Annotated in this window: 10 protein-coding genes; 3 read left to right on the top strand and 7 right to left on the bottom strand. The window is 35.3% G+C overall.

The features are described from left to right. Positions 1 to 64 precede the first annotated feature (64 nt). From hppD to uvrC, 4 genes are all read right to left on the bottom strand, one after another. Positions 65 to 1,225, bottom strand: coding sequence for a 4-hydroxyphenylpyruvate dioxygenase (hppD, locus tag OA85_RS05680; RefSeq protein ID WP_039108515.1), 1,161 nt, complete (start codon positions 1,223 to 1,225; stop codon positions 65 to 67). A 266-nt stretch (positions 1,226 to 1,491) separates the two neighbouring features. Continuing rightward, on the bottom strand, positions 1,492 to 2,649 hold the full coding sequence (locus OA85_RS05675; protein WP_039108514.1) for a homogentisate 1,2-dioxygenase: 1,158 nt from the start codon (positions 2,647 to 2,649) through the stop codon (positions 1,492 to 1,494). A 184-nt stretch (positions 2,650 to 2,833) separates the two neighbouring features. After that, positions 2,834 to 5,029, bottom strand: a complete 2,196-nt coding sequence (locus OA85_RS05670; protein WP_039108512.1) for a patatin-like phospholipase family protein — start codon at positions 5,027 to 5,029, stop codon at positions 2,834 to 2,836. 75 nt (positions 5,030 to 5,104) lie between these two features. After that, the gene (uvrC, locus tag OA85_RS05665; protein WP_039108510.1) at positions 5,105 to 6,904 is read right to left on the bottom strand and encodes an excinuclease ABC subunit UvrC; all 1,800 of its coding nucleotides are present in this window, start codon (positions 6,902 to 6,904) and stop codon (positions 5,105 to 5,107) included. Positions 6,905 to 7,031: 127 nt separating this feature from the next. On the opposite strand from uvrC, the gene OA85_RS05660 reads away from it, so the two are divergent. The 3 genes from OA85_RS05660 to OA85_RS05650 are packed head-to-tail and all read left to right on the top strand — an operon-like array spanning position 7,032 to position 8,813. Beyond that, positions 7,032 to 8,015 (top strand): succinylglutamate desuccinylase/aspartoacylase family protein, encoded by a 984-nt coding sequence (locus tag OA85_RS05660; protein WP_082014119.1) that lies wholly within the window; start codon positions 7,032 to 7,034, stop codon positions 8,013 to 8,015. Further along, on the top strand, positions 8,005 to 8,571 hold the full coding sequence (locus OA85_RS05655) for a 5-formyltetrahydrofolate cyclo-ligase (RefSeq protein ID WP_039108509.1): 567 nt from the start codon (positions 8,005 to 8,007) through the stop codon (positions 8,569 to 8,571). The genes OA85_RS05660 and OA85_RS05655 overlap by 11 nt, the downstream gene beginning before the upstream one ends. 41 nt (positions 8,572 to 8,612) lie before the next feature. Then, positions 8,613 to 8,813, top strand: coding sequence for a hypothetical protein (locus OA85_RS05650; protein ID WP_039108508.1), 201 nt, complete (start codon positions 8,613 to 8,615; stop codon positions 8,811 to 8,813). Positions 8,814 to 8,888: 75 nt separating this feature from the next. On the opposite strand, the gene OA85_RS05645 is transcribed toward OA85_RS05650, so the two are convergent. The 3 genes from OA85_RS05645 to ileS all read right to left on the bottom strand — a co-directional run bounded on the left by OA85_RS05645 (position 8,889) and on the right by ileS (position 13,426). Continuing rightward, positions 8,889 to 9,494 carry a lipoprotein signal peptidase gene (locus OA85_RS05645; RefSeq protein WP_039108507.1) on the bottom strand — a complete coding sequence of 202 codons (606 nt, stop codon included), beginning with the start codon at positions 9,492 to 9,494 and terminating at the stop codon, positions 8,889 to 8,891. An 85-nt stretch (positions 9,495 to 9,579) separates the two neighbouring features. Beyond that, complete coding sequence (locus OA85_RS05640) at positions 9,580 to 9,960, bottom strand: TraR/DksA C4-type zinc finger protein (protein ID WP_082014118.1); 381 nt, start codon at positions 9,958 to 9,960, stop codon at positions 9,580 to 9,582. Between the two features lie 7 nt (positions 9,961 to 9,967). Beyond that, positions 9,968 to 13,426, bottom strand: coding sequence for an isoleucine--tRNA ligase (gene ileS, locus OA85_RS05635; protein ID WP_039108505.1), 3,459 nt, complete (start codon positions 13,424 to 13,426; stop codon positions 9,968 to 9,970). Positions 13,427 to 13,496: the final 70 nt, after the last annotated feature.

Genomic DNA, 13,496 nt, shown 5'->3' with positions numbered 1-13,496 from the left:
ACATTTGCAAAAAAACAGACTATTCACTGATTATTTTTTAACATAACATAAAAATAACACTCTTTTATAGCGTTCCTCGCAATTGCTGTTCTCTTTCGATTGATTCAAAAAGGGCCTTAAAATTACCTGCTCCAAAACCTTTGGCTCCCATTCTTTGAATAATTTCAAAAAACAACGTCGGTCTGTCCTGTACCGGTTTTGTAAATATTTGTAATAAATACCCTTCTTCATCCGCATCGACCATAATGGCTAGCTTTTCGATTTCATTTAAATCTTCTTTCATCATTTTCATATGCTCTCCCAATCGCTCCGGAATTGCCTCATAATAAGTATGCGGAGGAGCTGACAAGAATTCTATCCCTCTTGCTTTCAACTGAGATACTGTTTTGATAATATCATCCGTTGCAATAGCGATATGCTGAATTCCAGGTCCGCCATAAAAATCTAAATATTCCTCAATTTGTGATTTTTTCTTTCCCTCGGCAGGTTCATTGATTGGGAATTTAATTCTTCCGTTTCCATTGGACATTACCTTACTCATCAAGGCCGAATATTCGGTATTAATTTGTTTGTCATCAAAGGAAAGGAAATTTACAAATCCCATTACTTCTTCATAGAACTTAACCCAGGTATTCATCTCGTTCCAACCTACATTACCCACCATATGGTCTATGTATTTTAATCCTGTTGGTTCCGGATTGTAATCAGATTTCCATTCCTTATATCCCGGAAGAAAAACACCGTTATAGTTTTTGCGTTCCACAAAAATATGAACGGTTTCCCCGTACGTATAAATTCCCGAACGCACTACTTCTCCAAATTCATCTTTCTCAACTGTAGGTTCCATAAAAGAGCGCGCACCACGTTTCATTGTTTCCTCGTAAGCACTAGTGGCATCTTCTACCCAAAGTGCCGCAACTTTTACCCCATCTCCATGTTTTCTCAAATGTTCGTGTATGGGAGAATCTTGCGTTAATGGCGTGGTCAATACGATGCGGATCTTATCTTGTTTTAGCACATAGGACGTCCTGTCTCTTACTCCAGTTTCCAAGCCTGCATAAGCCAATGATTGATATCCGAAAGCTGTTTTATAATAATGTGCGGATTGTTTTGCATTTCCTACGTAGAATTCTACATAATCGGTTCCTAATAAAGGAAGGAAATCTTGCGCTCCTTCAAATATTTTTTCTAGTCCGTATTCTACTGATTTTACTTCTTTGCTCATTGTGATTTATTTTTTGATTCGGCAAATCTAATTTTGGAACGCAGATGACGCTGCCAAAATAGATTTACACGGATTTTATTAATTTAAAAAGATGTTGTTATTTATACTAAAGCCCTAGCCCTGATAATAGTGAAAATCCTTTCTAGTCCTGAACTTGTTTCAGGATCCTGAAACAAGTTCAGGACTAGAAAGATTGTAACGGATAGCAGGAAATAGCTCCTTATTATTATATAATTAAGTGCGATTGCTTCGTTCCTCGCAATGACTTATTCTACCCAAGATTTGTAATACTGTCCATCGTCAAGTCCCATCGCTTCTTCGGTTACCATTAATGGGCGGAACGTATCGACCATAACCGCTAATTCGTGCGTTATGGTTTGACCAATGCTGCGCTCCATTGCTCCTGGTGCCGGTCCGTGAGGAATTCCTTTTGGATGTAACGTAATATGGCCTTGCTCAATATTATTACGGCTCATAAAATCGCCATCTACATAATACAAAACCTCATCGCTGTCGATGTTACTGTGATTATAAGGTGCCGGAATTGCTTTTGGGTGGTAATCGTACAATCTTGGCACAAAAGAGCAAACTACAAAAGTCGCTGTTTCAAAAGTTTGATGCACTGGAGGCGGTTGGTGTACGCGACCTGTTATAGGTTCGAAATTATGAATACTGAATCCATAAGGAAAATTGTAACCGTCCCAACCTACAACGTCAAAAGGATGTGTTGCATATACAATTTCATGCATCATGCCTTCTTTTTTGATTTTGATAAGGAAGTCTCCTTTTTCATCATGTGTTTCTAACTCGTTTGGCAAAATGAAATCGCGTTCGCAAAACGGAGCATGTTCCAGATGCTGACCCGATTCGTTTTTATAGCGTTTTGGAGTATAAAATGGCGCAAATGATTCGACGTAAAACAATCGATTTTCTAAAGTATCGAAATCGATTTGATAAATCATTCCGCGTGGAATAATCAGGTAATCCCCGTATTTAAAAGGAATATTTCCCATCATGGTACGCAACTTCCCTTTGCCTTTGTGAATAAAAATCATTTCATCGGCATCGGCATTTTTATAGAAATACGTACGCAAGGATTGTTTTGGCGCTGCTAATCCTATCGTGCAATCTTTATTGACCAGCATAGCTTTGCGGCTATCCAGAAAATCATCTTCGGGTTTCAACTCAAACCCTTTTAAGAGTAACGATTTTATGTTTTTTCCAATGGCAATTTTTGGTTCAACGGAGTAGGAATTAAGAATTTCCTTTACTTGTGTTGGTCTGTGAACATGATATAATAATGATGAATGGCCATGAAAACCCTCGGTTCCAAAAAGTTGTTCGTAGTACAAACCCCCGTTTGGTTTTTCGAATTGTGTGTGTCTTTTTTGGGGAAAACTTCCCAATTTATGATATAAAGGCATAATTTTTTTGTTTAAAAGTGTAACAATTTAAAGTTGAGATTACTTTATAATGTGCTATGTTAAATCAAAAAAAGGGTGCTCACTCAGGATTTCTCTTGATGAGGAATTGAAGATAATCTAATAAACCTAGCCATTTTGTTTTCATTATAACAAATATCGGAATTATTATTGAAATAAATTATAATTAAAACAAAAATCCAATACTAAACCAAGTATATCCTTTTGTGTTTTCAGGAGACCAGGAATGTTTTATTTCTATAGGACCAATTACCGTTTCCAGACCATACCCCACTGCATATCCTGAATACTTGGGAACCGAAACCCAATCTACTGATTCAAAAATTTTATCTCCAATATTGGCAAAATTTGCCGAAAAGTTAAAATGGTTATTTTTGTAAAATTCATAGTCAATAGTTCCTGTTGATTTTATATAACTATTGGCAGCTACACTTAAAAAATCATACCCATAGAAATACTTAAAATTATCTATCGGTGTATACCCATACCCTCCTAAAATAAAATTAAAAAAGGAGACGCTTTCGTTTCCAAATGAGAAACCAGCATCCGTTTGAATTTTAATCGTTACATTCTTAAAAATTGTTGTAGCTATACCAAAATCAGCTTTAGCAATAGAGAACGGTTTAAAATCTCCTGTGTAATTTGAGGAAAGCAAATAGGATTGAACATCCCCTGAGAAATACCATCCTTTTTTAGGAAAATATTTATTGTCAAACGAATCGTATTTTGCATATCCAAAAACACTTAAATAATTACTTCTATCAATTATTGGATCTACATTAGCTAAGGTTTCTGATTTTATTTTTAAAAATTTAAGCTCGACACCAGCTCCAACCAAAAATTTTTGAACAAATAAAGATTGGAAATAGGCTTGATTAGTCAAGTCAGAGAAGTCAACATTAATTGAATTCACATTACTTAAATTCAAATTACTAATTTCTTTAGCTACATTTCTATTAAACTGATTGAATTGGGATTTAAAACCAAAACTCAAATTAAACCCATTTTCTACATAATAATCTAAATTGTATCGAATATTGTCTCCTAAAACAATATCAACTGATGCAATATCATTTTTAAAGAGTGTTTTTTTACGGGTTAGATTAACTAAAACACCACTCTTAAACAGACCATCATAATGCAAACCAAATTTCAAATAGGTCTTTGTAGGATTTTCTTTCAACGTCATATTTAAGTCGTCTCGTCCATTATTCGCATCTAACGAATACGATATGGTGCTAAAATTTTGAGTTGCATTGATGTTGTTTATTCCCTTCAACAAACCATTGTAAGTCGTTTTAACACCCGGCTTAAATCTTAATTTTCCAACAACATAATCTTGCGTGTAATTGTCCAGTTCATTGCAATTTATGTTTTCAATTTGTAAGCTATCCGTAACTATTTTTAATGCTGGTTTCTTATATGGATTTGATTCATCAACTAATAGTTTTAGTTTTTCAAAAACAGAGAATGTCGCTTCTTCTCCTTTTCTAATGATTTCTTGTCCTTTATCAAAAGAAATTACTCCGTAGTTTTTTATATCCGGCTTTATATAGATGTCCGTTTCTTTAACATTTTTCTTCATTCTTTCTATAGATTGAAGATTGGTGATTTGAACCAGAATTCTTGTTGCATTTTTTAATTGTGTTCTATCTAATAAATCATTTTGAACATCAACACCTATTATAATATCTGCTCCTAATTTTCGCACCTCTTCAATAGGATAATTATTAGCAACACCACCATCTACCAATAATTTTCCATCAATTTCTACCGGTGAAAATAACGATGGAAAAGCAGAACTGGCAATCATAGCCTGAGCCAAATTCCCTTTATTCAACAAAACTTGTTCTCCTGTTTCTATATTGGTACCAATACATAAGAAGGGAATTGGTAATTTATTAAAATCCTTGATGTGTCTAACATTTCTGGTAATTCTACTCAACAGGTTATAATTGTACATTCCTTTTGACAACGCTTCGGGAATCCCTATTTTTAGATTATTAAAAGGTAAGACTAACGCGTATAATTCGTCATTTCGTTTTTCATAAAAATTTTTAGAAGATCTGGGAATGAAGTCGTTTAATAATTCATCAAAATTAGTGGATTGAAAAATAGAATCAATCTGGCTTGCATTATATCCCGAAGCATAGAGTCCGCCAATAACTGCTCCCATACTGGTTCCGCCAATGTAATCAATTTTGACTCCTGCCTCTTCAAGCACTTTCAAAACGCCAATATGAGCAAATCCTTTTGCTCCACCACCGCTTAAGACCAACCCTATTTTTGGTCTGCGCTGCTCTTGCGAAAACACAGTTAAACTAGTACAAAAAACAATGAATAACAGCGCAATTTTCTTCATAAGTAGCAATTTGGTGTGCAATCGAATTTGACGATATCAATTATCATTTGCCTAAAATTCAACAATCTAAATTAATCATTCATTTGACGCCTTGTAAAATTCGGTAATTTTTTTGGCTTTTGATACACCTATAACGTCAGAAATTTCTTTTTCTGAAGCTAATTTCAATCTTTTAACACTTTTAAAGTGCTGAATCAAAGTCAGCATCGTTTTTTCTCCAATACCAGGAATGCTTTCTATCGACGAATTTAGTGCCGCTTTACTCCTTTTATCTCTGTGATGCGTAATGCCAAAACGGTGTGCTTCGTTGCGCAATTGCTGGATTACTTTCAAGGTTTCTGATTTTTTATCTAAATATAACGGAATAGAATCTCCCGGATAAAAAAGCTCTTCCAGTCTTTTGGCTATTCCAATTATGGCTATTTTCCCTCGTAAACCTAATTCATCAATACTTTTCAATGCCGATGACAATTGTCCTTTCCCTCCATCAATAATTATTAAATTAGGCAAAGGTTCATTTTCATCCAGCAATCGTTTGTATCTTCTGTAAACTACTTCGGTCATTGACGCAAAATCATCCGGTCCTTCGACCGTTTTTATATTAAAATGACGGTAATCCTTTTTACTGGGCTTTCCATCTTTGAAAACCACACAAGCCGCAACGGGATTCGTTCCTTGAATATTCGAGTTATCAAAACATTCGATATGTCTTGGCTCCACCGGCAATCGCAAATCTTTTTGCATTTGCGCCATAATTCTTTTCGTGTGGCGATCCGGATCTACAATTTGCAGTTGTTTTAATTGTTCGATGCGGTAAAACTTAGCATTTCGAATGGATAAATCCAAAATTTGCTTTTTGTCTCCCAATTGTGGGACCGTAATTTTTATGTTTTCACCCAAGTCAACATGAAACGGAACAATTACTTCCTTGGACAACAATTGAAAACGCTCTCTCATTTCGATAATCGCCAATTCCAGTAATTCCTCATCAGGTTCGTCCAGTTTCTTTTTGATTTCCATCGTATGCGAACGAATAATCGAGCCGTGAGAAATTTGCAAAAAGTTCACATAAGCCGCACTTTCATCCGAAACTATCGAAAACACATCGATATTGGTAATCTTTGGATTTACAATCGTAGAACGTGATTGGTAATTTTCAAGAACTTCTATTTTTTCTTTGATTTTTTGTGCTTCTTCAAAATGCATGTCCGCTGCAAGATTCGTCATAACCCGTTTGAAATCTTTCATGCTTTCCTTGAAATTCCCTTTCAGGATTTCGCGAATTGCATCAACTTGCTTTTGATAATTTTCTAAAGTTTCAAAACCTTCACAAGGTCCCATACAATTCCCAATATGATATTCGAGACAAACCTTGAATTTTCCGCTATCAATATTGCTTTTACTCAAATCATAGTTGCAAGTACGAAGTGGATACAACTCTTTAATCAGTTCTAAAATAGTATTCACCGTTTTGAAACTCGTATAGGGACCAAAATATTCCGAGCCATCTTTGACCATTCTTCTAGTAGCAAATATGCGCGAAAAAGGTTCTTTTTTAATACACAGCCACGGGTAACTTTTGTCATCTCGTAACAGTACATTGTAACGAGGCTGCAAAGTTTTTATAAGATTATTTTCCAATAAAAGCGCATCGGTTTCCGTAGGGACTACAATGTGTTTTATGGTCACAATTTTCTTAACCAATACATTCGTTTTAGCCGTATCATGAATTTTATTAAAATAGGAAGAAACCCTTTTTTTCAAATTTTTGGCTTTGCCTACATACAAAATTTTCCCTTCCTTATCATAATATTGATATACACCGGGATTATCAGGCAAAGTCTGTATTTGTAGGGCTAAACTTGTTGGATTCATGTAACAAAGTTAATCTCAAAAATCCCGAAATACAAATCAATACCCTTGAAATCTTTCTGATGAAAGTTTTATCAGAATTTTACTTTCTAATTCGTTATTATCCTTATTTTTATCTTTTCAAGAACTTATGATAAAAAATAATTCCGCACCAATAGTCATTTTTGGCGAAAGCATTATTCCCGGCGAAAGTAAAACCATCAATGTGGAAATTGCGCGACTTCATACTACAACAAAACTAAATATCCCAGTCATAATAAGAAGGTCTAAAATTGACGGTCCTGTAGTCCTTTTTTCTGCAGGAATACATGGTGATGAAATTAATGGTGTCGAAATTGTACGGCAACTTATCAGCAAAAAAATAAACAAACCAAAAAGAGGCACAATCATCTGTATTCCTATAATTAATGTATATGGATTTGTCAATAAATCAAGAGAATTTCCTGATGGCAGAGATTTAAATCGGGTTTTTCCTGGAAGTAAAACTGGTTCTCTAGCCAGTAGATTCGCTTTTCATATTTTAACGGAGATTATGCCAATTGTACAATATGCCGTCGATTTTCACGCAGGTGGCGCCAGTCGTTTCAATGCCCCTCAAATTCGTCTTACCCAAAACAATGAAGCATTAAAAATACTGGCCGATGTATTCAATGCGCCATTTACTTTATATTCTAAAAATATTTCGGGATCTTTCAGGAGTTCCAGTGAAAAATTGAATGTTAAAATGCTGCTTTTTGAAGGCGGAAAATCTCTTGATATCAATAACGCTGTTGCTGATGAAGGCGTAAATGGAGTGAAGCGATTATTAGCTCACCTCGATATGTTGGATCCAAAACATTTTGTTACTAAACAAAAAACACCAACCATTTATATTGAAAAATCGGGTTGGATACGAGCCAAATGTTCCGGGTTATTACACGATTACGATACGATTGGGAAATTTGTAAAAAAAGGAACCATTCTTGCCACCATAACAGATCCTTTTGGGAAATTTGAACGAAAAGTAAAAGCACCTAATGACGGCTATGTAATCAATGCTAATCATTCGCCTATTGTTTACGAAGGCGATGCTATTTATCACATGTCAAATACTAACGAAGAAGATGAAGAATAAAAAAGAACTAAGAATAAAATACAAAGCTTTGCGAAATTCACTTTCTGAAAATGAATTGGAAGAAATGAGTTTGGCTATTGCCAATAAAGTACTGACACTTCCTATTTGGGAGAAAGCCTATTTCCATATTTTTCTTCCTATCATAGAACAAAAAGAAGTTAATACTGAATTTATTCTGCACTTATTATCCGGAAAAGACAAGGAGATTATTATTTCTAAAGCTGATTTTGAAACCAGAAACATGACTCATTTCCTGTTGACTGACAATACCAAAATCAAGAAAAACGAATACGATATCCCCGAACCTGTTGATGGAATTGAAGTTCCTGCGCATAAAATTGATGTTGTTTTTGTGCCGCTTTTAGCATTCGACAAAAAAGGAAATCGGGTGGGTTATGGAAAAGGATTTTATGACAAATTCTTATCGGAATGTAAACCCGATGTAATCAAAATTGGCCTTTCTTTCTTTGACCCTGAAGAATTGATTACAGATGTTTTTGAAGGTGATGTAAAACTGGATTATTGCGTGACACCAAATTTAATTCACTCTTTTTAATTTTGAAAGCGTACTTTCGTAAACAAAGCCCAATTAAAGCTATGAAAAAAATTCAGCCCTCAAGATTTACAACAATTATTTTAATTGCTGTATTTGCCATTTCACTATCTAACTGTGCGGTTAGAGTAGGGACAAACTCGAACAGAACCTATTATAAAACTAAAAGGATACCACCGGGGCAAGCCAAAAAAATGAATGGAGACCGAAGCGCTAAGCGTTATGCCCCGGGGCAAAACAAATAAATCCAACAACAGAAAAAGACCTATTCAAATTATGAAATAGGTCTTTTTTATTTTGTGAAATAGTGATTTAAAAATTTATGCGATTTTATGATGAAATGCCTTTTTATTGAAAAAAATCAAGATTCCAACTCCTGTAGAAATGGCCATATCGGCAACGTTGAAAATAGCATTAAAAAAAGTAAATTCTTTTCCGCCCCAAACGGGTATCCAACTTGGTAAAATTCCATGCCAAAAAGGGAAATAAAACAAATCGACAACTTGACCGTGAAACCAAGTCCCATAAGGTTTGTCTGTAAACAAAGTAGCTAATTGCTGATGACTATCATCAAAAATCACTCCGTAGAAAACAGAATCTATGATGTTCCCAAAAGCACCTGCAAGAATTAATGCAATGGCAACAATTAAGTAATTTGAACTGTGTTTTCTTTCAACAGAATCCCACAACCAATACCCAATTCCGCCAACGGCAACCAATCTAAAAAGTGTCAGGAATAATTTTCCATACGCTCCAGGGATTTTAGTTCCCCAAGCCATTCCTTCATTTTCGATAAAAAGAATTTTGAACCATTTGAATACTTCAACTTCTTCGCCTAAAATAAAATTAGTTTTGATGTATATTTTTGACACTTGATCAACAAGTAATATGATAAAAATAAGGAGATACGCTTTTCGTAATGACATTTTATAAATTTTAATGGCGCAAAAGTAACAATTTAATCAAAAAAAACGCTCCCAATGGAGCGTTAAATATTGTTCAACAAGAGGTTTATCGTTGTAAGTTTTTTGCTTCGATACTCATTGTAGCGTGAGGAACGATTTTCAATCTTTCCTTCCCGATTAATTTGCCAGTTACTTTGCAAATTCCGTACGTTTTATTTTCTACACGGAAAAGTGCATTTTTCAAATCACGAATAAACTTTTCCTGACGGATTGCCAATTGTGAGTTTGCTTCTTTAGACATCGTTTCGCTTCCCTCTTCAAAGGCTTTAAACGTAGGCGAAGTATCATCAGTCCCATTATTCAAATCATTCATATAAGCACTTTTTATCAAATCTAAATCTGCTTGTGCTTTTTGAATTTTGTTAAGGATTATCTCTTTGAACTCTGCTAAATCTGCGTCAGAGTATCTTGCTATTTCGTCTACCATTTTTATATTATTTTGAAATTAATATCATTGTTTTTATTTCGTCAAATTCAATTTCCGTACCGTTTTCTATTTCATCAACAAAAACCAAATCGCTGGTTAATGTTTCTGATTTTATATACGCTTCATTTTTAAGAATTGCCTCTTCTAAAAGTCCATTTCTTTTCAGTTGAACTTTAATTTTATCAGTAACTTCAAATCCTGAATCTTTACGGATATTCTGAATTCTGTTTACTAATTCTCTGGCAATTCCTTCTTGTTTTAATGCTTCAGAAATTGTAATGTCAAGCGCAACCGTTATTCCGTTTGAATTGGCTACCAGCCAGCCTTCAATATCTTGTGACGTAATTTCTACATCTTCTAATGTTAAAGTTACGTTATTTCCTGCAATAACAATATTCAGGCTTCCTTCCTTGTCCAATTGACTGATCTGCTCTTTAGAAAACCCTTGTATTGCCTTAGAAATCAAGCCCATATCCTTTCCAAAACGCGGTCCGAGCGCTTTAAAATTCGGTTTAATTTGTTTCACCAAAACACCCGAAGCATCATCTAAAAGTACGATTTCTTTTACGTTTACCTCTGCTTTTATAAGGTCAGAAATGGCTTCAATTTCAGCTCTCTGATTCTCGTCAAGTACTGGTATCATTACCTTTTGCAATGGTTGACGCACCTTTATCATTTCCTTTTTTCGGAGTGATAAAACCAATGATGAAATGGTCTGTGCCTTCTGCATTTTACTCTCTAACATTTTATTAACAAAGTTTTCAACGTGTTTTGGAAACTCCGCCAAATGTACACTGTCGTACTTTTCCGACTGTGTTGCTAAAGTTAAGTCTCTGTAAAGTTTGTCCATAAAGAATGGAGCGATTGGCGCACCCAGTTTACTTATGGTTAACAAACACGTATATAAGGTTTGATAAGCAGCGATTTTGTCCTGTGCATATTCCCCTTTCCAGAAGCGTCTTCTGCACAAACGTACATACCAGTTACTCAAGTTTTCCTGTACAAATTCAGAGATTGCACGAGCCGCTTTTGTTGGTTCATAATCCGCATAATAACTGTCAACATCTTTTATCAAGGTATTCAATTCCGAGATAATCCATTGATCAATTTCCGGTCTTTCATTTAGTGGAATCTCCGCTTCTTCAAATTTGAAACCATCAATATTGGCATACAAACTAAAGAACGAATATGTATTGTACAATGTTCCGAAGAATTTTCTGCGTACCTCAGCGATTCCTTCTAAGTCAAATTTCAAATTGTCCCAAGGATTCGCATTGGAAATCATATACCAGCGTGTGGCATCAGGACCGTATTCTTTTAATGTTTCGAATGGATCTGCGGCATTGCCTAAACGTTTGGACATTTTTTGTCCGTTTTTGTCCAAAACCAATCCGTTTGAAACTACATTTTTATAGGCTACTTTATCGAAAACTAATGTTCCAATAGCGTGCAAGGTATAAAACCAACCACGCGTTTGATCGACTCCTTCGGCAATAAAATCTGCAGGAAAATCTTTATTTTCGTCTATTTTATCTTTGTTTTCAAAAGGATAATGCCATTGTGCATAAGGCATGGAACCCGAATCAAACCAAACATCAATCAAATCCGCTTCACGCGTCATTGCTTTTCCAGAAGCAGAAACCAACGTAATTTTATCGACTACATTTTTATGCAAATCAACTAAATCATAATTTGTTTCCGCCATATTTCCAATTTCGAACCCTTTGAAAGGATTTTCTTTTTGGAAACCTGCAGCGATTGATTTTTCAATTTCATTATATAATTCTTCAACAGAACCTATTAAGATTTCTTCGGTTCCTTCTTCGGTTCTCCAAATTGGTAACGGAATTCCCCAAAATCTTGAACGTGATAAATTCCAGTCATTGGCATTTTTCAACCAATTCCCAAAACGTCCTTCTCCAGTAGCTTTTGGCTTCCAGTTAATAGTTTCGTTCAAGTCGAACATTCTGTCTTTAACTTCAGAGATTTTTATGAACCAAGAATCCAAAGGGTAATATAAAATAGGCTTGTCCGTTCTCCAACAATGTGGGTAACTGTGCACGTATTTCTCCACCTTGAAGGCTTTATTTTCTTCTTTTAATCGAATAGCGATTTCAACATCTATAGAACGCTCCGGCGCTTCACCATCATTATAATATTCGTTTTTCACATATTTACCAGCATATTCACCCATGTGCGAAGTGAATTTCCCTTGTAAATCTACTAAAGGAACTGGAGTTCCATTTTCGTCAAGAACCAACATTGGTGGAACTTCTGGCGTCGCTTCTTTAGCTACTTTTGCATCATCAGCACCAAATGTTGGCGCAGTATGTACAATTCCCGTTCCATCTTCTGTAGTAACGAAATCCCCTGAAATTACTCTAAAAGCATTTTCTGGATTTTGGTATGGCAAAGTAAACGACAGCAATTGTTCATAACGAATATCAACCAAATCAGCTCCTTTACATTCAGCAAGGATTTGATATGGAATTTTCTTATCGCCTTCTTTGAAATTTTCAAAATCAGCTGGTTCTGAACTTTCGAAGAACCCTTTCCCGAATTGTTTTCCAACTAAATTCTTAGCCAAAATCAATGTTGCCGGACGAAACGTATATTGGTTAAATGTTTTTACTAAAGCATATTCAATTCTTGGACCTACAGTCAAAGCCGTATTACTAGGCAATGTCCAAGGCGTTGTCGTCCAAGCCAAGAAATAGATATCCTCTAAATCCAAAGCTTCTAATTTGTAATGCTGTAAGTTTTTTGAAGTGATATAATCGTAAAACTTAGAAAACAACAATTCTTTGTGTGCGTCAATTACTTTAAATTGCGCTACAACAGTCGTATCCGTTACATCACGGTAACTTCCCGGCTGGTTTACTTCATGAGAAGACAATCCAGTTCCTGCTTTTGGAGAATACGGCTGGATTGTGTACCCTTTGTACATCAAATCCTTGTTGTAGATTTGTTTCAAAATCCACCAAACCGTTTCCATATATTTGGATTTGTACGTCACATATGGATCTTCCATATCAACCCAATATCCCATTTTTTCGGTCAAATCATTCCATACATCCGTATAACGCATCACGGTTTTTTTACACGCTTCGTTGTATTCTTCGATGGAAATGGTCTTTCCAATATCTTCTTTGGTAATCCCTAATTCTTTTTCGGTACCCAATTCCACTGGTAAACCATGCGTATCCCAGCCCGCTTTACGCTTCACTTGGAACCCTTTTTGAGTTTTATATCTGCAAAAAATATCTTTAATTGCACGTGCCATTACGTGGTGAATTCCAGGCAATCCATTTGCCGAAGGCGGACCTTCAAAAAACACGAATGGTGGGTTTCCTTCACGAGTGGTTACACTTTTCTCAAATATATTTTCTTTCTTCCAAAAATCAAGTACTTCTGACGCTACAGTTGGTAAGTCAAGTCCTTTGTATTCAGTAAATTTTGTGCTCATTTTATCCTTTTCTAAATCGAGGTGCGAAAGTAAGGAATTTTGAATAAAAGAAAGAAAAGAAGAGGGAAAA

It is taken from the genome of Flavobacterium sp. AED (assembly GCF_000812945.1).
Classification (GTDB): Bacteria; Bacteroidota; Bacteroidia; order Flavobacteriales; family Flavobacteriaceae; genus Flavobacterium.
The sequence above is the reverse complement of the archived record's forward strand: the minus strand, read 5'-3'. Positions and strand labels throughout refer to the sequence as shown.